We start from the raw sequence: 21,821 nt of genomic DNA on the forward strand, positions 1-21,821 counted from the left end.
AAGTGTTCCGGAAATAGATGATAAACATGAAATACGTTAAATTTATGGCTTGTTGTTTTTTGTTACACTATAGCTATGCGAGTCTACAGAAGACTGTAAATTCGACAAGTTGATAAGGGTTGCTAAATTTGATCCTACGCTTTTTATTGAACTTCGCATCATACGAAGCATGGGCTCAGATTTTTTGCCATACAGATCACCCGCGACTGAACTCAGTCAGATGACTGGTTCAATCGGCAGGCTGATCTCTATACCATATAACGTTTAATAAATTTAGAGTCCAAAGATCATGACGATCATAAAACCGCCACCGCAGGAACCTGAGTATCTCCAACGATTCCTGTCATTTTGTCATCGCCGGCGCTACCCCAAGAATACCGAGATCATCCATATCGGTGACCCGGCAGATATCCTCTATTACATCACGGAAGGCTCGGTGGCTGTCTACATCGAAGATGAAGATGGTCGGGAAATCATCCTCACCTACCTCAACAAAGGGCAGTTTGTCGGCGAAATGGGGCTGTTCGTCCCGGAACCGAAGCGCAGTGTGATGGTACGCACCCGCGCCTCCTGCCAGATTGCCGAGATCAGTTATCAGCGGCTGGAGCAGCTCTTTTCCCATGATCTGAAGGAGTACACCAAGGATATTCTCTATGCGATGGGGGCTCAGCTCTCCCAGCGCCTCAACCAGACCAGCAACAAGGTGGGACATCTGGCCTTTTTCGATGTTACCGGCCGTATCGCCCGCACCCTGCTGGATCTCTGTAAGGAGCCTGACGCCATGACCCATCCGGATGGTATGCAGATCCGCATCACCAGACAGGAGATCGGTCGGATCGTAGGCTGCTCCAGAGAGATGGCTGGCCGGGTATTGAAAAACCTTGAGGAGCAGGGCCTGATCAGCGTTAAGGGTAAAACCATCGTGGTGTTCGGCACCCGCTGAATCTCTCACCGGCCAGATCGAGTAGGGTGCGGACAAGCCGCACCCGAAAGGTTGCAGGCCCAACACCCCCCTTGCCAAAACACAAATCCTTGAAAGGCATTCTCTTGCCTCAGTGAAACGCCACGGCCCTGAGAGACTTTCAAGCCGATTCTGCTGGAATAGCTGGGCTTCCTTGAGTAAAAAACAGCGAATTTCTTTTTTTAAGTTATGGCCACTATCTGCCTAGCTTCGCGGTGATTGGTGTTCATTTGCGGCAATTACTCTCAAATAAACACCACTCCGTCCTAACTCCCCATCTCCGCTACCACCGGGTAGCGGGGACAGTTGGTCAAATGGTCATTCACCATTCCCACCGATTGCATGAACGCGTAGCAGATGGTTGAGCCGACAAAGCGGAAGCCTTTCCGCTTCAGCTCTTTACTCATAGCATCTGAGATCGGCGTACTGGCCGGCACCTGTTCCAATTTACGCCAGCGGTTCTGCTTCGGTACACCGTCGACGAAATCCCAGAGAAACTCCGAGAACCCCTCACCGGCCTCAAGTTCAAGGAAGGCCTGGGCATTGCCGATCGCCGCATTGACCTTGAGCCGGTTCCGCACAATCCCGGAATCCGCCAGTAGCCGCTTCACATCCCGCGCCCCATAGGCAGCGATCTTACTCGCACCGAAGCCTTCAAAAGCCCGTCTGTAGCCCTCCCGCTTGCGTAATATGGTCAACCATGAGAGTCCTGCCTGGGCCCCCTCCAGGATTAGCATTTCAAATAGATGTTGCGGATCGCGGGATGGCACCCCCCACTCCCGATCATGGTATTCAACATACTCATCATGTCCCAGACACCAGGGACAGGGTTCGGTTTTCATAGTGTCTTATTCTCCTCCGGTCCAATCCAGAAATGGGGCACATGGGCAAGCTCCCAGAGAAAACCGTCCGGATCGCTGAAATAGCCGGAATAGCCTCCCCAAAAGGTCTGCTGGGCCGGTTTGACGAGGGTTGCTCCAGCGCTCACGGCCTCAGCCATGACCTGGTCCACCGCCTCTCTGCTACTCAGGTTATGGGCCAAGGTGAACGGACTCTGCTGCGCCTTGCCAAACTCAACACCAGCATCCTCACCCAGTGCTCGCTTAGGATAGAGACCGAGCCAGCTGCCTTGCAGATCAAAAAAGGCTACCTCATCGCTGTCGAAATCATAGCGAGGCAGTCCCAGTTGCTGATAAAACCGAATCGATTGTGTGAGGTCATTCACACCGAGGGTGATAAGACTGATTCTTGGCTCCATGGCGTTGCTCCCTTGAATGTTATGGTAAGTGGGAGTCTATCCACAGCCTGCTGACAACGGGGTGTCAGTATTGAAACCGGGATCGCAGGCAATGAATTGTTATCCGATTAACCGCCAGCGCACACAAATCACCGCAAAACGTGGCCACAATGTGGAAGTTATTCGGTGCATTTTGCGGTGATTGACGTCCATTTGCGGCATCCATCGCTTGATGCCAAGAGTCATTTGTCCCAGAGACGGGATCAATCCGCCTCTCCATCCACACTGATCAGGTAATCCTTCAGGGTCCGGCCACTGAGCTGCGGGTATCGCCCATTCGCCATCTGCAGAGATTCGATTCGATCCACACGAAACTGACGAAAGCCATCCCGCAACTCACACCAGGCAGCCAAGGTCCAGACAGATCCCCAGTAGAAGAGACCCAGTGGCCAGATTACCCGAGCCGAGTGGATCCCATCCCGACGACGGTAGGCGATCTCTATTTTACGCTGTTGGGCGATTGCTTTACGCAGTTTGGCCACCTGCTCACGGACTTCGGAGGGAATATGAAAATCGGGTACCAGCAGCGCCTCGTGGGAGAGCACCGGTCGAATCCTCTCCGGCACCACCGCTTCCACCTTACCCAGTGCGCTGGATGCCGCTTCCGCCAATGCCGTATCACACCAGCCCTGAACCATCCGCATACCCAACATTAACGCGGTCAGCTCCTCTTCGTTGAACATCAACGGCGGGACACGAAACCCTTTACTCAGACGATAGCCGCTGCCGGCGACAGCCTCGATGGGAATGCCCGACGCGGAGAGGGCATCGATATCACGATAGATGGTTCTGACCGAGACCTCGAGCCGGTCTGCCAGGCTTTCCGCCGTAATGTAGCGCTCGGCACAGAGCTCCTGAGTAATGCGAAACAGACGGTCCGCACGGCGCATGCTGCACTCCAGTCAGATCAGAAAAAGAGCTCCCGCAATCTGGCCCCGGGATCGTCTGCGCGCATGAAGGCTTCACCGACCAGAAAGGCATTCACCTGGTGGCTGCGCATCCGTTTGACATCCTGCTGATCGAGGATACCGCTCTCTGTCACCACAATCCGATCTTCTGGAATCTGATCCAGCAGTCCAAGGGTAGTATCCAGGGTGACCTCGAAATTGCGCAGATTGCGATTGTTGATCCCGATCAGGCGATTCTCCACCGCCAGCGCCCGTTGCAGTTCCGCTTCGTCATGCACTTCGATCAACACATCCATACCCAGCTCGTGGGCCAGATCGTTCAGGCTATGGAGTTGCGCATCATCCAGACAGGCCGCAATCAGCAGAATACAGTCCGCCTCGATCGCTCTGGCTTCATAGACCTGGTAGGGATCGATGATGAAATCCTTGCGAATCACCGGCAGGCTGCAGGCACCTCGGGCCTGTCGCAGATAGTCATCACTGCCCTGGAAGAAATCGATATCGGTCAGTACCGAGAGGCAGGCCGCCCCGCCCTGCTGATAACTGATCGCAATCTCTGCCGGCTGAAAATCCTCACGCAACACCCCTTTGCTGGGGGAGGCTTTCTTGATCTCCGCAATCACTCCAGCCTCGCCGGCCTGAATCCGCTGCGCAATGGCATTGGCAAATCCACGCGGCGCGGAACTCTCCGGTAACAATTCCTGCAGATCCTGAAGACGGCGATTCTCCAGCCGGGCTGCAATCTCCTGCTGTTTGCGGGCGACGATCTTTTTCAGAATATCTGGTGTATCTTTCATCTCAGTCTACTGCTATCTCATTAACGCTCAATCTTCTAAGAAGCTACTCTATTAGCCCCTCTCCCTTTAGGGGAGAGGGGTTGGGGAGAGGGTGTACGCGAAGCGTTAGATCCGGCAAAACTTAAAAAACACATTGACTCATTGCCATTATCGCGTCGATTTCTGCTGAATGAATGCGCTCAGTTTCCCCCTCTCCCCCAGCCCCTCTCCCACGAGAGGAGAGGGGAACCACCTTGCCTACCCATTTGGTCGATTGATGACAATTCTGACGATGAGTCAGTGAATACTCAATCCTCAGTGTTAACGGCACCGTTATAATATCAATCGAAACTCTGGGTCAGTACCACCAGGCGGTCGAGCCGGTTACGCGCTTCACCGCTGGCAATGGCTTCGTTGGCCCGATCGACACCCTCTTGTAGGGTAGCGGCATTACCGGAGGTATAGATTGCCGCGCCGGCGTTGATCATGACGATGTCTCTCGCCGGACCCGGATTATCCTCCAGAACCCCACGAATGGTGCTAAGACTCTCGGCCGCATCATTGACCTGAATCGCCTCCAGCGGGTTACGGGTGACCCCGAAATCCTCCGGCTGAATGGAGAAACGTCGGATCTGACCATCCTTCAGTTCAGCCACATCAGTAACATCACCGATGCTGATCTCATCCAGTCCATCGCGGGAGTGCACCACCATCACATGGCGACTGCCGAGGCGCTGCAGAACCTCCGCCAGTGGCTCCAGCAGCTCACTGCTGAAGACACCCAGCAGCAGATTGGGCACGCCGGCGGGATTGGTCAGCGGGCCCAGCACATTGAAGATGGTGCGAACCCCCATCTCCTTGCGTGGCCCGATGGCATGCTTCATGGCACTGTGGTGGCCTGGGGCGAACATGAACCCAACCCCCACTTCACGGACACACTGCTCCACCTGTTCAGGGGTGAGATCCAGCCGCACGCCGGCTGCTTCCAGGGCGTCGGCACTACCCGATTTGGAGGAGACGGAACGGTTACCATGCTTGGCCACATGACAGCCTGCCGCCGCTGCGACAAACATACAGGCGGTGGAGACATTGAAGGTGCCGGAGGCGTCACCACCGGTACCGACGATATCCACCGGGTGACTCAAACCACCGATCGACACCCCTGAGGCCAGTTCACGCATCACCGAGGCTGCCGCCGCGATCTCCGCCACAGTCTCCCCTTTCATCCGCAGACCAATCAGAAAACCGCCGATCTGCGCTGCCGTGGCGCCACCGGTCATGATGGTTCGCATAACACCGGTCATCTCATCACCCGTCAGGTCCTGACGGGCCAGTACCTTATTGATGGCTTGCTGCATTTCCACGCGCTCTCCCCCCTAGGAATTATTGTTTTTCAGACTAGACAGTGTACATCAGATGCCGGTTACCGGACTGCCGATGGACCGACGTACTTAGCGGCGGCCTGCATAGCATCAACAGAGCTTTAACCTACACCCCTTCAATGAAGTTTTTCAGCAGGTCATGCCCATGCCGGGTGAGGATCGACTCAGGATGAAACTGGACTCCCTGTATCGGAAGAGTCTTGTGCCTCACTCCCATGATTTCATCCATACCGCCATCCGCTTTTTCCGTCCAGGCAGTGATCTCCAACTCTTCCGGCAGGCTCTCGGTTTCGATCACCAGGGAGTGGTAACGGGTTGCCTGAAACGGGTTTTCCAGTCCATGGAAGACACCCTGATCCCGATGATGAATCGGCGAGGTCTTGCCATGCATCACTTCCCGGGCGTGGATGATATTTCCGCCAAAGGCCTGTCCGATGGACTGATGGCCGAGACAAACGCCGAGAATCGGGATCTTTCCCGCGTATGTCTGAATCACTTCAACCGAGATACCGGCCTCATTCGGGGTACAGGGACCTGGTGAGATGACGATCTGGTCGGGTTTCATTGCGCTCACGTCGGCCACACCGATCTCGTCATTGCGCACTACTTTGACTTCGACACCCAGCTCGCCCAGATACTGCACCAGGTTGTAGGTAAAGGAGTCATAATTGTCGATCATCAGTAACATGACTAGACCTCCTCATCACAGGCATGGCGATCCAGTCCGGCTTCAGCCAGCGCCACCGCCCGAAATACTGCACGGCCTTTGTTCATGGTCTCTTTCCACTCCAGCTCGGGCACCGAGTCGGCTACCACCCCGGCACCGGCCTGGATATGCAGGGTCTTCTCCTTGATCACCGCAGTGCGGATGGCAATCGCCGTATCCATGTTGCCGTTCCAGGAGATGTAACCCACCGCCCCCGAATAGACGCCGCGTTTCACCGGCTCCAGCTCATCGATGATCTCCATGGCGCGGATCTTCGGTGCGCCGCTCACCGTACCGGCCGGAAAGGTGGCGCGCAGCAGATCAATGGCACTCATGTCATCCCGCAGTTTGCCGGTGACATTGGAGACGATATGCATGACATGGGAGTAGCGTTCCACAATCATCTTGTCGGTCAAAGTGACACTGCCGATCTTGGCCACCCGACCGGTGTCGTTGCGCCCCAGATCGATCAGCATCAGATGCTCGGCCAGCTCTTTGGGATCGGCCAGCAGTTCCTCTTCGAGCGCCTTGTCCTCCTCCTCGCTGTAACCCCGTCGGCGGGTGCCTGCGATCGGTCGCACGGTAACCTCCCCATCCTCGAGACGGGTCAGAATCTCCGGTGAGGAGCCGACGATATGGAACTCGCCGAGGTCGAGAAAATACATATAGGGAGAGGGATTGAGACCTCTGAGGGCTCGATAGAGATCCAGTGGCGGCGCCTGAAAGGGGATCGACAGGCGCTGCGATACCACCACCTGCATACAATCCCCATCGAGGATGTATTGCTTGATCCGCTCAACCGCCTGTTTGTAACCCTGCTCGGTGAAGCCGGAGACAAAATCCGCTTCATCCACCTGGCGCGGATCGCCAGCCGCCAATTTGGGTACCGGCTGACGCATCGCCCGAATCAGCTCCACGATTCGGGTCTGGGCGGTATCCAGTGAACCACCATTGTGAGGATCGACATGCACAATGACATAGAGACGACCGGAGAGGTTGTCGAACACCACCACCTCGTCGGAGACCATCAACAGAATGTCCGGTGTATTCAGCTGATCCGGATTGGCGCAATCGGCCAGTTTTGGCTCGATATAGCGAATGATGTCGTAACCGAAATAGCCAACCAGGCCGCCGTTGAACCTGGGCAACCCCTCCAGCTCAGCCGCCCGGTAGCGCTGCTGAAATGTCTCGACCCAGGCCAGTGGATCCTCGACCTGATGCTGTTCGATCACAGCCCCGTCAGTGACTACCTCAACACGCTTGTCGTAGACCCTGACATGGGTTCTACAGGGCAGGCCGATGATTGAATAACGCCCCCATTTCTCGCCACCCTGTACCGACTCGAACAGATAGGAGTAGGGCCCATTGGCCAGCTTCATGTAAACACTGAGGGGGGTGTCGAGGTCGGCCAGGACCTCACAGACGACAGGTATGCGATTGTAGCCCTGTTCTACCAGAGCATTGAATTCTTGGGGGGTCATTTTCCTCTCCACACAATAGACGACAAAACAGTTGCTTCAGAGTTGGCCATCACCAACGCCATCGTGCACCGTTCATCAAAGTCTCATTGCGTGAAAGCAGGATCATTGCTGTCTACTAAAGGGTTAAAGCCTCGATTGGGCTTAACCATACTCGAAAACGCCACCTTATCTCAAGCGGCGTTTTCCAGAATCCCCTGGATCTCGGTGAGCGAGTCGATCACCGCATCGGGATTGTAGTTGCGGATATCTTCACCATGGTTGTAGCCATAGCTCATACAGACGATTTGAAAGCTCGCCGCACGGGCCGCTTTGACATCACTCTGGGAGTCACCCACCATCAGCGCCGCCGTGGGATCGACACCAAGGTTTTCCGCAGCATGCAGCAGCGGCATCGGATCCGGCTTCTTTTTCGGCAGGGTATCACCGGCAATGATGATCTCAAAGTCGTCGTGGACACCCAGATCCTTGAGCAGTGGCAGAGTGAACTGGGCTGCTTTGTTAGTCACGCAACCCAGACGGTAACCCTGGTCTTTCAGGTAATCGAGACCTTCCCGTATACCGGGATAGAGCACAGAACGCAGACTGGTGTTTTCCGCATAGAGCTCGAGAAAGATCGGATAGGCCTTAGCAAAATCCGCCTCATCGGGTTCACCATTCAATTGACCGATCAACGCCCGACGAACCAGACGCTCCACCCCGTTACCGACCCAGTCACGTACCTTCGCCTCGCCATGCACGGGACGACCGAGCCGCTTCATCATTTCATCCACGCAGTAGGCCAGGTCCGGAACGCTGTCCACCAGGGTGCCATCCACATCGATGAGGATCATTTCAGGTTTTTTGATCATGCCAAACTCTCTCATGCTAAAAATCAAACAACTAATCCACTGACAAATCCAAGCGGGGATTCCAGCTCCGCAGTGGCCGCACCCTACACAATCACCAAGTGAACAATTCAATCGTTAAAATCAGGGGATCTCTGTATCTGTCGTTATGCTGGCCAGTACCGGCATGACAAAAAGGGCTCTTAACCGAATGCAGTTGGTTTGATCGAAGGTATTGGTGGGGCAGAGCCCCACCCTACCGTTGCACAGCTGTAGGGTGGGGCCAGCCCCACCAAATGCCGCTTAAGTAAGCGCCATCCGGCTATTTAACCCCTTAGGATCAAACCTTGCCCAGCTCATCCATCATCTTGCCGACGATGGTGTTGTAGCGATTGGCGTCGCCCGCTTCCGGGAAACCGAAGATACCGGAACCGGCAACAAAGGTATCCGCACCGGCCGCCTTGATCTCGGCGATATTGTCGACCTTCACACCGCCGTCGATCTCCAGACGGATATCCAGACCGGAGTCGTCGATCAGCTTGCGGCAGGCGCGCAGCTTGTCCATGGTGGCGGGAATGAAGCTCTGTCCACCGAATCCAGGGTTCACCGACATCAGCAGGATCATGTCCACTTTGTCGAGCACGTAATCCAGGTGGCTCAGCGGTGTGGCCGGATTGAAGACCAGGCCCGATTTGCAGCCTTCGTTGCGGATCAGCTGCAGGCTGCGGTCGATGTGCTCGGATGCCTCCGGGTGGAAAGTAATGTAGGTTGCACCCGCTTTGGCGAAATCGGGGATGATCCGATCCACCGGCTTGACCATCATATGAACATCGATATCGGCGGTCACGCCATGTTTCCGCAATGCCTCACAGACCAGCGGACCAATTGTCAGGTTGGGCACATAGTGGTTGTCCATGACGTCGAAATGAACGATCTCTGCGCCAGAAGCGAGGACGTTATCCACCTCCTCCCCAAGCTTGGCAAAATCCGCAGAGAGGATTGAAGGTGCGATCTTATCGGACTGACGGGCCATATTCTTATCTCCTACTGTTCGATCCCCACGCCGGACCAGGCTGAGGTTGGCGCAAACCCATTTTCACGCCGGATTGCAAAAAGGAGGGCCACTTTACCCCAAAGCGTTGCGCTTTTCAGCTATCCCATCCGGGAGGGGTGGAGGCGTGACTGTGGGCAGACTCTGCAATCCGACTGGCTGGCGGGTTAATATGGATCAACAGATCAGGAGATGAGCCATGCCCAAACGCCAAATCACTCAGCCAGGAATCGCAGCCCTGCTACTGCTCATGGTCGGGCTTGCACTGCCACTCCAGGCAGCCAACCTCAGTCTGGAACGGCGGATTTCCGCTACCCTGGACAGCCCCAGCCTGTCGGGTAAGGCAGTCTGGCTTGAAAATGGCGCCAATCGCTTTCTCGCCATCTATAGCCCCAGCGAGACCAAGCTGAGTCTTGGCGGGGCGCTGATACTGCACGATCAGGGGACCCATGCAGATTGGTTGGAGGTGGTTCAGCCGCTCAGAAAACATCTCGCCAAACAGGGATGGAACACCTTGGCGCTGCAACTGCCGGCTACCGACTCCAGCCCCGATGCAACAGCCCGTCTGTATCTGATGGAGAAGGCGTCAGCGAGGATTCAAAGTGCCATCGACTACTTCGATCCCCAGCAGCAATCTAATCTGGTGCTGGTAGGCCATGGTCTTGGGGCCGCCATGGCATTGCACCATCTTGCCAAACAGCCCAACCAGAGGGTCAACGCCATTGCCGCGATCAGCCTGAGCATCGATCCTTCCGATGAGTCCGACCCGGTATCCGAGGCCATTGCGCAGTTAGAGACCCCGATATTGGATCTGTATGGCAGTCGCGACCTGCCTGTCGTCACCGGGAGCGCAGCCAAGCGCCGTCAGATCGCCTCAGCGAATGCCAGAGAAGGGTATCGCCAGGAGGTCATGACTGGGGCAGATCACTTCTTCCGTGGCATGCAATCGAGCCTGCAGCAGCGTATTCACGCCTGGCTGAAGCGCACCAGTGCGGTCGAAGCACAGAATTGAGGGAGGGTTACTTGGTCACCATCAAGGCTTTAATTCGACGGACATAGTGCCTGGTCTCTCCCGGTGCATAGCCTTCCACCTGAGACCAGTTCTTGACCTCTCCATGGGCTTTTATCGCCTTGCGGTAGGCGCGTAACACATTGCCGTATCCCGCATTGTAACTCCCCAGAGCAAAGGCCAGACGCTCCTCAGTAGGCAGCCCTTTTTTCCACTTCCGGTAGAGCATTCGATCGTAGTAGATGCCCGCCGCAATATTCCAGCGAGGTTCTTCTATATGGGTGAAATGGGGGTTATCCTCTTTGATCTCCTGGTAGGTGGCCGGCAGAATCTGCATGATCCCTTTTGCACCGGCGGAACTGAGGGCCTTTGGCTGCAATCCTGATTCAGCGATGCCCTGCGCCTTGAACCAGTGCCAATCGATATGGGGACCGAAATAGTGTTTGGTGTACTTTCGGAAGTAGTTGTCGTAACGATCACTCCAATGATCGTGCTTAACATGCTTGAATGGACCAGCGACCAGCAGCCCAGGCAGCAGTAGCAACAGTAGACAGCAACGCAACATAGAGAGCCTAGCGCACACTCATCCGGCCGCCCCTAGTTGAGCCCCAGACCGATCACCAGCCCCAGGGCTGTGCCGATGCCGATAAAGATTCCCATGATCATGATACCGACAGCGATGTTGCCCTTCTTCAACTCATCGGGAATGCTGAAATTGACAATGTGGCTGAACACTTTACAGCCGAACCACATAAAGAAGATGGTGAGTGCTCCACCAAATATCACATACACGAAATTAAGCAGGATGGGATCTAGGCTATCGGTCATTTTCCCCTCCCAGGGAGAGATTGAGAAGCGTTATTGAATTCATGTTTCTTCAGCCCATGGAGCGCGCTTCTTTGATTCGCTCATAGGCCTTCTTTATCTCATCGGTTTTCTGTGCCGCCATTTTCATCATCTCTTCCGGCAACCCTTTCGATACCAGCTTGTCCGGATGATGCTGACTGATCAGACGACGGTAGGCCCGTTTCACTTCCTGATCGGATGCTTGCGGGGAAACATTAAGAATCGCATAGGCGTCATTCAGCGAGACTCCCTGGGTTCTGGGTGGCGGCTGACTGCCCGCCCCGGCATAGTGAGACTGGGCGCGCACCATACGTTCAAGACGGCGAAAGGTGAATTCCGGAATATTCAGCAGCTCACAGATATGCAGCAGCAACAGCTCTTCTTGCCGGTCCATCTCACCATCGGCATAGGCCGCCTGGATCTGGATCTCCAGAAACATCTGAATCAGCGTCTGGCGCCGGTGACACTCCTGGCGGAACTGGGTTACCACATCATCGAGAGGGAACTGGTCCGATTTACCTTCCTGAAACAGACGGATCGCGGTGCGTCGCATCTCGCTGGAGAGGGACATCTGGCCCATCAGGTTTTCGGCAAGCCGGATCTCATCCTGGGAGACCCGCCCATCCGCCTTTGCCAGATGGCCTAAGACCGAGAAGGTTGCGGTAAAAAATGCGGTCTGGACCCGCTCCTGATCCCCTGGCCCCCAGCTGATGTCATCATCCGGCAGCCCTTTCAGGCCTTTATCGAATTTGTGGCCCAAGGCGGCGCCCAGTACAGCCCCCAAGGGCCCACCAAGCATGAATCCAAAAGCGCCACCAACCAGTTTTCCCCACCAACTCAAGGCTGCACCTCACTTAGGGCCTGTTAACACCAATCCACACAGCGAGAGCAAGACTCAGAGCCTTCAATCACCATGGCAATCGGCAGACTATACCTCAGCCGACCCCGCTTAAGCTATTTACCGTGAAGATATTGCTCATCGCTGAAGGAGTAGACCCAGGCCGGGAAGAACACCACCAGCATGGTGATCACCCAGCCATTGATCAAGGCTTCGGGAAAGAACATCAGTGGAAAGAAGGGGATGATCGTCACCTGCAGTTCCGCCATCGTGTAGGCGCCACTCAACACCAGCAGCTGCATGGCCAGATACCCGCTGATATAACCCACCAGCCAGGCGGTGAAGAAGCCGTTCCCCAGGACATAGACAAAAAACTGCTTGGGTAACCAGGAGCGTACCAGCACCAGAGCGATCTGCGACAGGGTAATCGGCACTAATACCACGGTCAGGAAACTGACCACATAGCCTTCCCAGCCGTAGCCTGCATTCATGCTCACCGCGAACAGCGCGATACTGGCGGCGATAATCGCCAGTGACCAGCCAAACATCAGAGTGATCACCGTCACGCCCAGCAGATGAAACGAGAGGCCGGGCTGGATCTGACCCCGCATATGCCAAAGCGCGATAAGACAAACAATCGCACCGAGGAACACATGAATCTGATTCTGTTGTGTCAGACGCTGCCAGGTAGCCAGTCTCAACGCAGCAATCAGCACGGCACCACAGAGACCGGCAAGCCAGAACAGCAGGGTCGTTGAAAACAGACCACCATCCAATTCCATCGATTTCCTTCCTTTCCTCCGAGCCGATTTCAGCTATGCTGACGGCTGTTGACACAGCAGATTTATGACAGGGGAGAACCCAATGATCTACCGATCCCTCGGTGATAGCCAAATCAAAGTCAGCGCTCTCTCACTCGGCACCATGACCTTTGGTGAACAAAACAGCGAAGCCGAAGCCCATGCTCAACTCGACCGTGCAATTGAGGCAGGTATTAATCTTATCGACACAGCGGAGATGTATCCGGTTCCGCCGAAAGCCAATACCCAGGGCGAAACAGAACGCCATATCGGCAGCTGGCTGGCACGCCATGGCCGACGGGAGCAACTGGTTCTCGCCACCAAAGTTGCCGGTCCGGCAGACTGGCTCAGCTATCTGAGGGACGGCAATCTGCACCTCGACCGATCCAATATCGAGGCCGCATTGGAGCAGAGTCTGCAACGTCTGCAGACAGATTACATTGATATCTATCAGCTGCACTGGCCGGATCGCAAAACCAACTATTTCGGTGCCCTGGGTTATCAGCATCCGAAGCATGAGTCAGCAACCCCCATCGAAGAGACCCTGGAGGTCTTGGGGGATCTTAAAAAAGCCGGCAAAATCCGCCATATCGGTGTCTCCAACGAGACCCCATGGGGCCTGATGCGCTATCTGCAGGTCGCACAACAGAAGGGACTGCCCAGAGTGGTCTCGATTCAGAATCCCTACAATCTGTTGAATCGCAGTTTCGAAATCGGCCTGGCTGAGATTGCCCACCGGGAAAATTGTGGCCTGCTCGCCTACTCGCCGATGGCCTTCGGTGTTCTGTCAGGCAAATACCTGGAGGGCAAACAACCCGCCAAGGCCCGCCTGACCCTGTTCGAGCGTTTTACCCGTTACACCAACCGCCAGGCCAGCGCTGCCAGTGAACGCTATGTCACGTTGGCCAGGGAGCATGGATTGGATCCAGGGCAGATGGCTCTGGCCTACGTCACCAGCCGCCCTTTTGTCACCAGTACCATCATCGGTGCGACCACCCAGCAGCAACTGGAGATGAATCTGGCCAGCATCGATCTCAGCCTGGACCGGGAGGTGCTTGAAGGTATTGAAAAGATCCACACAGAGCAGCCGAACCCAAGTCCATGAAACTTTACAAAAAGTGCCCTGTTTCCATGACAAAGAGCATAGGATCAACAGAAAAAATGGGCTAAAGTCATGATCAAGAGACCGATTAAAAGATCAATACCAAGCGGGTTGTCTATTGTAAAAAGATAGCGAAAAAAACAGTGCCATCACACTGTCTGATTGAGTTGAACAGCGGAGAAGTATGAAAATGAATGCACCAAGAATCCGTATCGGCAGTTGGTTCAGGACCGTCAATGGAGATCAGTTCGAAGTTGTCGCTCACGATCTGGAAGAGGGAGTCGTGGAGGTCCAGTTTTACGATGGCACAGTGGAAGAGTACGACCTGGAAGACCTCAAGGAGCTTCAGATTGTACCGACAGCCCCACCGGAAGACTGGGCAGGCTCTTATGATCTCTCCAAGGATGATTACGGCGTAGACCTGGACCAGCCGGCCGGGGACACCCACTACAACCCCCTGGATCACCTGGAAGATACCGATTAGACGTCATGGCTGAACTTCCCACCACGCCAGTCGTAAGCCCAACAGCTTACGAACCCCCTATGATCGGTCATTGCAGTACAGCTCGCGCCCGTTTTGCGATCGGTGTATCAGATTTATTGCTCAAAGCAGCGGGGTTGGCACCGAATGAAGAAAAGAAATTCCACTCTGAAGCAGCTTGACCGAAGAGGTCCAGCATATCAGTTTTACAGGGCCGAACGGTCGAAATTAACCATGAAATCAATAACGTTGATTGAAAACCGTCACTTAGGCAAAGTGAAACCAGGTTAATTACCCGGACGTATCAATTAATAAACAGCATGCGGCGGCATCAAGCATGCGCTTGAAGGCTGTTCCGGGGCTCTAAAGTTTGCTTTTTCAGGGCCGTTATTAAAAGTAACAGGACCTTGTTTCGAGAACGAACCAGGAGGTGTGTGATGAAGACAGTCTATGATATGAGTACGGGCCAGATCATTGAAACCGGTCATACCACTCTGTCTGCGCCTCAAAACGCCTCAGAGTTCGATCAGCCGGCACTGCAGCTTGGTCTGCAACCGGTCACTTCCGAGCTTCCCACGAAGTGCGCTTTCCCGCCTGAGCTGGTCCTGGCGGACCTAAACGCCTTTGTCGAAAAAATGAGCTGACAGGATAAGGCGCTCACTTCGTGACTCGAAAGCCGGGCCTTTTGGCCCGGCTTTTTTATGCCTCGGGGGGAGAGTCCAGAATCGCAACAACATCACCTTCCCGCACATCCACCTGTATCGGCGAGAGGGCATCCCCCGCACAGGGACCGCGCAGACAGAGACCATTTTCAACGCGAAACAGCGCACCATGGGTAACGCACTGAATGTAGCTCTGGCTCAAATCGAGAAACTGGTCTGGCTGCCATTCGAGATTGATTCCGGTGTGAGGACAACGGTTAAGATAGCCATAGACCCGCCCTCCTTTGTGCACCACCAGAATCTCCTGCGTACCACCTTCCAGTTCCACGCTGAAACCCCGGCTCCCCGGATCCTCGAATTCATCAAATCTGCATAATCTGTGTATGGATGACATAAGCCTTCAATTCACCGCTAAAGCCCGTCCCGACCACACTTCTCACCGGCAATGCGGTTGCCATAGCGCAGCGCCTCCAGGGGATCCAACCACTCAAACAGAGCATGGATCACGCCGGCATTGAAAACATCCCCGGCCCCCAGGGTATCCACCACTTTTGCCGGCTTGACAGCCTGCTCAAAATGCACCCCGCGATCCCGATCCAGCATCCAGCTGCCGTGCTCGCCCCAGGCAAGGTAACAGAGCGCCTGTCGGATCATCGGAGTGATATGGTCGAACAGCTGCCGGGCATCCGCAATACCTTTGGCCATGCTGTAGGCGCGGGATATCAACACCACATCCACATAAGGCAGCGCCTGCTCCAGACCCGGCCTGGGCTTTTCCAGCTCAAGCGATACCTGCAGGTTGGGATACTGCTGCCTCAGCTGCTGCAGCATCTTCAGGGTCGCTTGCGGATTTCGGCCTTCAAAATGGACCCAGTCATATGCTTGCAGGTCAATTTCAGCAAAATCTTCATAACTGAATTCGGAGAGCTGCCGGTAGTGAACAATCGTCCGGGATCCACTCGCTTCAGCGGTGGTGATATAGGAGGTTGGAGTCATGCCCCCTGACTCAACCCGGACCCAGCGGGTATCGATCTGCACGCTGTGCAGTTGATCGAGAATGAATCGACTCGCCTCATCGTCCGCCATCACTCCGGCCCAGCTGCAGCTATGCCCCAAGCGGCTCAACACGGTCAAACTGTTACAGGCGTTGCCACCTCGTCGGCGGCTTTGTGAAATGGCCCTGATCTCCTGATCCTCTTGCGGGTAGGCCTCGACCCGATTGACGATATCGAGGGTTGCCACCCCCACTGCCAGAATTCGCATCGGAGATTGTTTAACTCCTATTATCGAGCTGAAAAAGAGTGAGTGACACCGTCACAGACGGTGCGGCCGAAACGGTCGGGCCGATGTACAACAAGCGACTCACAACCGTCCGGAGTGAGTGGATTATTTGCGGCGGAACAGACGCCCCAGCGAGTTACGCTTGGAATCCCCATCCTCTCCCGGCTGGCCCAGTTCGGATAGCCGTGAAGCGGCTTCGGAGGTTTCCCGTGCCGGTGAGGTCGCGTTATCCAGTCCACCGGTCTTTCTCAGCAGCAACTCCAACTTGCGTTTCAGTTGATCCACTTCCTTGTCCCTGTCTTCAACCGAATCCTCGAGGGACCGGCACTGGCTTTGGGAGAGCCTCAGCAGATGGTCCTTTTCATTCAGTGACTGTTGCAGGGAGAGCATCTCCTGACGACTGGCCTGTAAGGCTGCCACTTCATCCACATCCCGGCTGCTTGAGAGAGACTGGTTGGATTTGGTGCGCTCCAGCTCCTGACGCATATGCTCAAGATCCTCAGCTGCCTGACGACGCACCATATCCAGTTCGGTACGCAGGGCATTGACTTGCTCGTCGACACCAAAGGATTGTACATCCTGTATCTGCTCTACATAGGTTTCGATGACACTGCGCAGTTCGCCGACTTCCCGGCGCATGCGGATGGCTTCGTCATTCGCTTCATCCCGCTCGGTCTCAAGGTTCTCAGCCTTGATACGCAACTCTTCCATCTGCACCAGCAGATCATCCGCCAGATTGGAATCTGACACATGGTCCCGCATCCCGCTCATCTCGGAATTGAGATGATCGTTCTCATTTACCAGATCGGTAAACTGATCGCGCATCTCAGTCAGCTGTTTGGCCAGGCTGTCCCGCTCCTGCTGCAGGCGATCTTTCTCTTCGGTCAGATTTTCAAGATCTTCACCAAGCATTTCGATGGCGGTCTCCTGTACATCGCGTTCCCGCTTCAGTACATTCGCCTGCCTTGCCAGCTTGTCATTCTTTTCACGCTTTTTCTGCTCTGCCTCGAGGGCGGTGCGAAGCTCATTCACCTCGCTGTCCACATCATCTGTGAGCTGGCTCTCCATCTCCAACTGGACTTCTCTCAGGCCTTCGACTTCCCGCTTCAGTCTGATAATCGTCTCTTCCGATTCACTCAGCGCCTGCTGCGCACTCTTCAGATCATCGTCAGATGCCGCCTCCGCCAGGGACTCATTGGCTCGCCCGAGCTCCTCAGTAAGCGTCGACTGCTGAGCTTTGCTCTCATCGAGCTGTTGCTGCAACTGCTGTTTCTCTTGCTCCAGCGCGTTGAATTGTTGACTCAGAGAATCCCGACTGGTTTCCGCTTCCTGCAGGGTGTTGGTGACGGTTTGAACGCGCTCTTTTTCTGCTGCCAGTTCTGCCTCTACATTTGCCAGCAACGACTCATGATCGGTCTGCTGATTCTGCTGATCCTGTCTGAACTGATCCAATTCGGAGTTGAGCTGGGCTATCTGTTGCTGCAGATCCTCTTTTTCAGAGTTCAAGTTATCCCGGGTCGATTCAGTCTCTGCCAGCTGGTCGGCAATCGACTCGATATTCTGTTTCTGCTCGGCCAGCTCAGCTTGCAGCGTCTCAACTGCCGAGCTCTGTGCGGACAACGCACTCTGCTGGCTCTGCCTGGTCTCTTCAAGTTCGGCCCGGGCTCCGTCCAGCTGCTCTTGCAGTGCCGCTTTGTCACTCTGCAGGGACTCACGCTCACTTTCCACTTGCTGCTGTGCCCGGCTCAGCTCGTCCAGAGACTGGTTTGCCTCAGCCAGTTCTGCGGAAAGGCGCTCCACATCCTGCTGCTGATCGGAGTTATGGCTCTGCAGAGCGTCGATTTGCCCCTGCAGGTCAGCCAACTGCTGCGCCAGCGTCTCTTTTTCATCCAGCACGGATTGCCGCTCACTGGCCACCTGTTCATGACTCTGGTTGAGCTCATCCAGCGAGCCCTTCGCGGCCGCCAGATCCTCCGAAATGGCCTCAACCGACTGCTGTTTCTCATTCAGCTCATCTTGCAGGCTGTCAATTCGGCTTTGCCATTCATTCTGTTGCTCAGTCAATTGCTGCTGACTCAGCTCCAGCTCAGTCTGACTGGCCGCCAGCTGCTCTTCCAGAGAGAGCTTGGCCTGCTCTATTTCCGATAGCTGCTCGGTACTGACCTCCACCGCCTGTTCCGCTGTCTCCAGAGAGTGTTTCAGGAATACAGCGGTCTGATGCTCCTGTTCAAGACGCGCTTCAAACTCAACCCGTTTCTCTTTCTGTTTACGGGTTGCCTGCTGCGCTTCCTGCAACTGCTCGCGCAGTGCAACCAAAGCCTCATCACTGCCCAGGCGGGACTCTTCAAGAGCCTCCTCAAGCTGCTGTTGACGCTCAACCGACTGCTCTTTTTCAAGATCGGAAGCGGCGATCTGCTGCTGCAGCTGTTTGATCTCTTCTGTTGCCTTATCCTGCTGCTCCTGCATCTCGGCCAGAGCCTGACTGAGACTCGACTCAGCCTGTTCCAGCGCTGCTTGACGTTCTGCCAGGGTGGTATCCTGCTGCTGTTTCTCCTGTTGCAAACCCTCCAGCTCGCCTCTGACCTGCTCAAGCTCAGACTTCAGCTTGCTGATGGCATCCGCATGCCCTGTCTCGAGCTCATCGCTGGCGTTACGCAATGCATCAAGATCGCTGACCAGCTCCTGCTTCTCGCCTTCAAGTGATTCGATCTGCTGCTGCAGCTGGTCAATGCGTGTCTGCGACTCTTCATATTGATGTTGCAGATCCTGCTTCAGCTCCTGCAGACCGGCGATCTCGTCGCTGGCCTGTTCAGCCGTCAGCTTGGCTGACTCATTCAGGCTTTCAATCTGACTGTTCAGGTCCTCAACAGATTGCTGATTGAGTGCCTGCTGTTGATGCAGCTCATCCTGTGACTGGGCCAGGGATTGCTGCAGCTCTTCAAGCTGCTGTTGATAGCCGGCTTCGGATTCGGAACCCTGTTGCTGCTGATTCTGCAACTCATCCTGCACCTGTGAGAGACTCTGTTCGAGCTCCTCGATCCGCTGCTGATGCTGATTGGCGGCATCCTCTGCACGCACCTTTTCCTGGTGCAGCTCCTCCTGGGCCTGATTAAGGAACTGCTGAACCTCATCGATCTGTCCCTGGTATCCGCTTTCCGACTCAGCCGCCTGCTGTTGCTGTTGCTGCAGCTCCTGCTGAGCCTGATCCAGAGACGCCTGAAGTGTTTCAAGCCGCTGCTGATGCTGACTCTCAAGCTCGCTGGCCTTCTCACGCTGCTGTTGCAGTTCCTGTTGGGTCTGTTCGATGGTTTGCTGCAGCGCTTCGATTTGTTGCTGATAGCGGGATTCACTATCGGAGACCTGAGCCTGATGCTCCTCAAACTGGCCGGCCAAACCATCATGTTGCTGTCGAGCCTGATCCAGCTCACCGTTCGCCTGTTGCAGAGATTGTTTCAGTGATGTCTGCTCTTCGGTCAGCGTGTCGACGGATTCAGTCAGTGACTGGTTCTGTTGCTCAGCCTCTTTTAAGGCGTCTGTAAGCTGCTTCCTTTCGCCCTTCAGACGCTCCAGATCATCCGCAAGCTGATGCTGGCGCGCTTCAGTCTCCTGTTGCTGTTTTGCCAGCTCATCCCGTTCCTGGGTAATTGTCGCCATTCCGGCTTCAGCCTGCTGATGGAAGTCGTCCGCCTCACCTTTGAAGCTATCCATCTCAGCCAGCAGCCGCTGGTTCTCCTGCTGCAACTCATCACTCGACTCGCGGATGTTCTCAAGCTCAAACTGCAGCTCGGTAATCTGCTCCTTCAGACGCCCTTCACTCTCCTGATGGCGCCCATGAATCTGTTCCAGTTGCTGATGCAGATCGTCACTGTGGGCCTTGACGTCTGTGGCATGCTGCCTGGCAATATCCAGCTCCTGCTGACCAGTCTCAAGTCGGGCCTCGAGCGCCTCAATGCGCTCCTGCAGCTGCTCACGGTCAGCGTCAAGCTGCTCACTTTCAGACAGCTTCGATTGAGCCTGCTGCAGAGCCTCGCGCAGCTCGGAGGCCTCCTGTTGCAACCCCTCAGCCTCTGATGCCTCCTGTTCACCGCTCTGAATCTTGCTCTTCGCGGCGGCCAGAGCCTGGCGAAGCAACTTGATCTCCGTCTGTCGTTGTTCCAGCTCATGTTGGAACTGGTTGCGGGTCTCATCAAGCTCCCGCTTCAATCGGTTAAATGCGGCAATCTGCTCCTCAGAGGTCTCGGCAGGAGCGGCGTCATCCCCATCCCGATTGAAATCGATGACATTGTTGGCCGGTTGATCGCCATCACGGCTCTTCAGACCCACCAGCTCGGCCAGCTCGGCCCAATTGATATCGACGACGAATACTTCCGCTCCCCGCTCCGTCAACAGATAGGCGGCGGTGGCGGACTGCCCAACCTCTTCACCATAGACCACATAGGGTCTGTCCAGCGTCAGGCTCGAAGCCTGAAAGCGCAGTGAGAAAAAAGGCAGATTGATCGCCCCAGGCAAGTGGCCCTCTTCATACTCCTCCGGCGTCCGGACATCCAGCCAGAGCGCACCCTTCTCGATATATCCGGTCGCTTCCGAGTAGCTCAGGGTTCTCGACAGGGGTTGCTTGACCAGTTCGATGAAGTCACTTTTACTGAGTCGTACCAATACCCCGTCAGCGACCATCTCAACCGAACTGCCACGGGGTTTATCGGAGATCAGCGCCTCTTCACCAAAGCCTTTGCCCGCTTTCAGCCTGGCCAGCTCCACCGGTGCATGACCCTCTTCGGGTTGCCGGGAAACCACGCATTCGCCACGACTGATCAGATAGAAATAGTCCCCTTCATCACCCTGATGGATTACCAGCTCGCCGGCGCGCACCTGGATCTCCTCCATACGCATCATCACCCGTTGCAGATTGGCTGGTGGAATCTGTTGGAATACTGGGGATTGCAGAAGCAGACTCATCCAATCACCGCTGCTGGGCTGTTCAAGGTCTTTTACTTCATAACTGGCGCTGTGGCTGCGCGCCAGCATATCGCTGAGCATGCGGCTGTCTATGCGGACATAGTTCACAGCCGTTCTGGCCTGTGCGGAGTGTTTTCTGGGGAGCTGATGGGCAAGGGCAAAACGGGCGGTCGGGGTACCGCTGCTGATCAGATCCATCTCTTTCTGCCCGGACAACAGGGCAACAGTACCTGACAACAGGTAGACATTCTGGTGGTCAGTGTCCCCTTCACGAAAAAGGTATTCACCCTTCTTCGCCTTTTCAACCACAATCTGGCTGAGCAGATGACCAAGCTGCTCCTCAGAGAGCGTGTTCAAAGGCACCAGATTTTTTAGTAGAACATCGTCACTTTTACTGTTTGGCACGGCCATACTTTCTGCGCTCAGGAATATCGATCCTATGATTTGAGGGTAACGTCGC

21 protein-coding genes are annotated in these 21,821 nt (G+C 55.2%); 5 read left to right on the top strand and 16 right to left on the bottom strand.

What is annotated here, in order from left to right; all coding sequences use genetic code 11:
- The first annotated feature begins 289 nt into the window (after positions 1 to 289).
- Positions 290 to 943, top strand: a complete 654-nt coding sequence (gene crp, locus AC4IE8_RS14445) for a cAMP-activated global transcriptional regulator CRP (protein WP_068989118.1) — start codon at positions 290 to 292, stop codon at positions 941 to 943.
- A gap of 284 nt (positions 944 to 1,227) precedes the next feature.
- Here the strand turns inward: crp and AC4IE8_RS14450 are convergent, their stop codons facing one another.
- The 9 genes from AC4IE8_RS14450 to rpe form a co-directional block, all read right to left on the bottom strand.
- Positions 1,228 to 1,803: a DNA-3-methyladenine glycosylase I gene (locus AC4IE8_RS14450; protein WP_490791315.1), complete on the bottom strand. Its 576-nt coding sequence runs from the start codon at positions 1,801 to 1,803 to the stop codon at positions 1,228 to 1,230.
- A complete protein-coding gene (locus tag AC4IE8_RS14455) occupies positions 1,800 to 2,219 on the bottom strand; it encodes a VOC family protein (protein ID WP_490791316.1) in 420 nt (139 codons plus the stop codon). Before AC4IE8_RS14455 ends, AC4IE8_RS14450 begins: the two co-directional genes overlap by 4 nt.
- A 242-nt stretch (positions 2,220 to 2,461) precedes the next feature.
- Positions 2,462 to 3,148, bottom strand: coding sequence for a helix-turn-helix transcriptional regulator (locus AC4IE8_RS14460; RefSeq protein ID WP_068989112.1), 687 nt, complete (start codon positions 3,146 to 3,148; stop codon positions 2,462 to 2,464).
- Positions 3,149 to 3,165: 17 nt separating this feature from the next.
- Positions 3,166 to 3,963, bottom strand: a complete 798-nt coding sequence (gene trpC, locus AC4IE8_RS14465; RefSeq protein WP_490791317.1) for an indole-3-glycerol phosphate synthase TrpC — start codon at positions 3,961 to 3,963, stop codon at positions 3,166 to 3,168.
- A gap of 320 nt (positions 3,964 to 4,283) precedes the next feature.
- Entirely contained in the window at positions 4,284 to 5,306 is a 1,023-nt protein-coding gene (gene trpD / locus AC4IE8_RS14470; RefSeq protein WP_068989105.1) for an anthranilate phosphoribosyltransferase, read from the bottom strand.
- A 124-nt stretch (positions 5,307 to 5,430) separates the two neighbouring features.
- Complete coding sequence (locus AC4IE8_RS14475) at positions 5,431 to 6,012, bottom strand: anthranilate synthase component II (protein WP_068989102.1); 582 nt, start codon at positions 6,010 to 6,012, stop codon at positions 5,431 to 5,433.
- Positions 6,013 to 6,014: 2 nt separating this feature from the next.
- Positions 6,015 to 7,511: an anthranilate synthase component I gene (gene trpE, locus AC4IE8_RS14480; RefSeq protein ID WP_068989099.1), complete on the bottom strand. Its 1,497-nt coding sequence runs from the start codon at positions 7,509 to 7,511 to the stop codon at positions 6,015 to 6,017.
- 170 nt (positions 7,512 to 7,681) lie between these two features.
- On the bottom strand, positions 7,682 to 8,359 hold the full coding sequence (locus AC4IE8_RS14485; protein ID WP_490791318.1) for a phosphoglycolate phosphatase: 678 nt from the start codon (positions 8,357 to 8,359) through the stop codon (positions 7,682 to 7,684).
- 316 nt (positions 8,360 to 8,675) lie between these two features.
- Positions 8,676 to 9,368, bottom strand: coding sequence for a ribulose-phosphate 3-epimerase (gene rpe, locus AC4IE8_RS14490; protein WP_490791319.1), 693 nt, complete (start codon positions 9,366 to 9,368; stop codon positions 8,676 to 8,678).
- 217 nt (positions 9,369 to 9,585) lie between these two features.
- Here rpe and AC4IE8_RS14495 point away from each other — a divergent pair, with 217 nt between their 5' ends.
- On the top strand, positions 9,586 to 10,398 hold the full coding sequence (locus AC4IE8_RS14495) for an alpha/beta fold hydrolase (protein WP_490791320.1): 813 nt from the start codon (positions 9,586 to 9,588) through the stop codon (positions 10,396 to 10,398).
- Between the two features lie 7 nt (positions 10,399 to 10,405).
- On the opposite strand, the gene AC4IE8_RS14500 is transcribed toward AC4IE8_RS14495, so the two are convergent.
- The 4 genes from AC4IE8_RS14500 to AC4IE8_RS14515 form a co-directional block, all read right to left on the bottom strand.
- Complete coding sequence (locus AC4IE8_RS14500; protein ID WP_068989083.1) at positions 10,406 to 10,960, bottom strand: transglycosylase SLT domain-containing protein; 555 nt, start codon at positions 10,958 to 10,960, stop codon at positions 10,406 to 10,408.
- A 32-nt stretch (positions 10,961 to 10,992) separates the two neighbouring features.
- Entirely contained in the window at positions 10,993 to 11,223 is a 231-nt protein-coding gene (locus AC4IE8_RS14505; protein WP_068989080.1) for a DUF350 domain-containing protein, read from the bottom strand.
- A 49-nt stretch (positions 11,224 to 11,272) separates the two neighbouring features.
- Positions 11,273 to 12,082 carry a co-chaperone DjlA gene (djlA, locus tag AC4IE8_RS14510; RefSeq protein WP_490791321.1) on the bottom strand — a complete coding sequence of 270 codons (810 nt, stop codon included), beginning with the start codon at positions 12,080 to 12,082 and terminating at the stop codon, positions 11,273 to 11,275.
- Positions 12,083 to 12,195: 113 nt separating this feature from the next.
- Positions 12,196 to 12,861, bottom strand: coding sequence for an energy-coupling factor ABC transporter permease (locus AC4IE8_RS14515; protein ID WP_068989072.1), 666 nt, complete (start codon positions 12,859 to 12,861; stop codon positions 12,196 to 12,198).
- An 82-nt stretch (positions 12,862 to 12,943) separates the two neighbouring features.
- Here AC4IE8_RS14515 and AC4IE8_RS14520 point away from each other — a divergent pair, with 82 nt between their 5' ends.
- The 3 genes from AC4IE8_RS14520 (at position 12,944) to AC4IE8_RS14530 (ending at position 15,106) form a co-directional block, all read left to right on the top strand.
- Entirely contained in the window at positions 12,944 to 13,984 is a 1,041-nt protein-coding gene (locus AC4IE8_RS14520) for an NADP(H)-dependent aldo-keto reductase (protein WP_490791322.1), read from the top strand.
- Between the two features lie 187 nt (positions 13,985 to 14,171).
- Entirely contained in the window at positions 14,172 to 14,465 is a 294-nt protein-coding gene (locus AC4IE8_RS14525) for a DUF6763 family protein (protein ID WP_490791323.1), read from the top strand.
- 434 nt (positions 14,466 to 14,899) lie between these two features.
- The gene (locus AC4IE8_RS14530; protein WP_068989068.1) at positions 14,900 to 15,106 is read left to right on the top strand and encodes a hypothetical protein; all 207 of its coding nucleotides are present in this window, start codon (positions 14,900 to 14,902) and stop codon (positions 15,104 to 15,106) included.
- A gap of 55 nt (positions 15,107 to 15,161) precedes the next feature.
- Here AC4IE8_RS14530 and AC4IE8_RS14535 read toward each other — a convergent pair whose 3' ends face one another.
- The 3 genes from AC4IE8_RS14535 to AC4IE8_RS14545 all read right to left on the bottom strand — a co-directional run bounded on the left by AC4IE8_RS14535 (position 15,162) and on the right by AC4IE8_RS14545 (position 21,772).
- Entirely contained in the window at positions 15,162 to 15,518 is a 357-nt protein-coding gene (locus AC4IE8_RS14535; RefSeq protein WP_490791324.1) for a Rieske (2Fe-2S) protein, read from the bottom strand.
- A gap of 17 nt (positions 15,519 to 15,535) precedes the next feature.
- On the bottom strand, positions 15,536 to 16,387 hold the full coding sequence (locus AC4IE8_RS14540) for a PfkB family carbohydrate kinase (RefSeq protein ID WP_068989064.1): 852 nt from the start codon (positions 16,385 to 16,387) through the stop codon (positions 15,536 to 15,538).
- A gap of 123 nt (positions 16,388 to 16,510) precedes the next feature.
- A complete protein-coding gene (locus AC4IE8_RS14545; protein ID WP_490791325.1) occupies positions 16,511 to 21,772 on the bottom strand; it encodes a cyclic nucleotide-binding domain-containing protein in 5,262 nt (1,753 codons plus the stop codon).
- Between the last annotated feature and the right edge of the window lie 49 nt (positions 21,773 to 21,821).

The organism is Candidatus Thiodiazotropha sp. AKAK2, from assembly GCF_058244685.1.

What these genes read in the sequence shown, in the direction of transcription:
- AC4IE8_RS14525 (WP_490791323.1), top strand. Translation starts at nt 14,172, where the DNA reads ATGAATGCACCAAGAATCCGTATCGGCAGTTGGTTCAGGACCGTCAAT.
- AC4IE8_RS14450 (WP_490791315.1), bottom strand. Translation starts at nt 1,803, where the DNA reads ATGAAAACCGAACCCTGTCCCTGGTGTCTGGGACATGATGAGTATGTT.
- AC4IE8_RS14485 (WP_490791318.1), bottom strand. Translation starts at nt 8,359, where the DNA reads ATGATCAAAAAACCTGAAATGATCCTCATCGATGTGGATGGCACCCTG.
- AC4IE8_RS14495 (WP_490791320.1), top strand. Translation starts at nt 9,586, where the DNA reads ATGCCCAAACGCCAAATCACTCAGCCAGGAATCGCAGCCCTGCTACTG.
- AC4IE8_RS14455 (WP_490791316.1), bottom strand. Translation starts at nt 2,219, where the DNA reads ATGGAGCCAAGAATCAGTCTTATCACCCTCGGTGTGAATGACCTCACA.
- trpE (WP_068989099.1), bottom strand. Translation starts at nt 7,511, where the DNA reads ATGACCCCCCAAGAATTCAATGCTCTGGTAGAACAGGGCTACAATCGC.
- AC4IE8_RS14460 (WP_068989112.1), bottom strand. Translation starts at nt 3,148, where the DNA reads ATGCGCCGTGCGGACCGTCTGTTTCGCATTACTCAGGAGCTCTGTGCC.
- AC4IE8_RS14530 (WP_068989068.1), top strand. Translation starts at nt 14,900, where the DNA reads ATGAAGACAGTCTATGATATGAGTACGGGCCAGATCATTGAAACCGGT.
- AC4IE8_RS14505 (WP_068989080.1), bottom strand. Translation starts at nt 11,223, where the DNA reads ATGACCGATAGCCTAGATCCCATCCTGCTTAATTTCGTGTATGTGATA.
- AC4IE8_RS14520 (WP_490791322.1), top strand. Translation starts at nt 12,944, where the DNA reads ATGATCTACCGATCCCTCGGTGATAGCCAAATCAAAGTCAGCGCTCTC.
- AC4IE8_RS14545 (WP_490791325.1), bottom strand. Translation starts at nt 21,772, where the DNA reads ATGGCCGTGCCAAACAGTAAAAGTGACGATGTTCTACTAAAAAATCTG.
- AC4IE8_RS14500 (WP_068989083.1), bottom strand. Translation starts at nt 10,960, where the DNA reads ATGTTGCGTTGCTGTCTACTGTTGCTACTGCTGCCTGGGCTGCTGGTC.
- AC4IE8_RS14535 (WP_490791324.1), bottom strand. Translation starts at nt 15,518, where the DNA reads ATGTCATCCATACACAGATTATGCAGATTTGATGAATTCGAGGATCCG.
- crp (WP_068989118.1), top strand. Translation starts at nt 290, where the DNA reads ATGACGATCATAAAACCGCCACCGCAGGAACCTGAGTATCTCCAACGA.
- rpe (WP_490791319.1), bottom strand. Translation starts at nt 9,368, where the DNA reads ATGGCCCGTCAGTCCGATAAGATCGCACCTTCAATCCTCTCTGCGGAT.
- AC4IE8_RS14515 (WP_068989072.1), bottom strand. Translation starts at nt 12,861, where the DNA reads ATGGAATTGGATGGTGGTCTGTTTTCAACGACCCTGCTGTTCTGGCTT.
- AC4IE8_RS14475 (WP_068989102.1), bottom strand. Translation starts at nt 6,012, where the DNA reads ATGTTACTGATGATCGACAATTATGACTCCTTTACCTACAACCTGGTG.
- AC4IE8_RS14540 (WP_068989064.1), bottom strand. Translation starts at nt 16,387, where the DNA reads ATGCGAATTCTGGCAGTGGGGGTGGCAACCCTCGATATCGTCAATCGG.
- trpC (WP_490791317.1), bottom strand. Translation starts at nt 3,963, where the DNA reads ATGAAAGATACACCAGATATTCTGAAAAAGATCGTCGCCCGCAAACAG.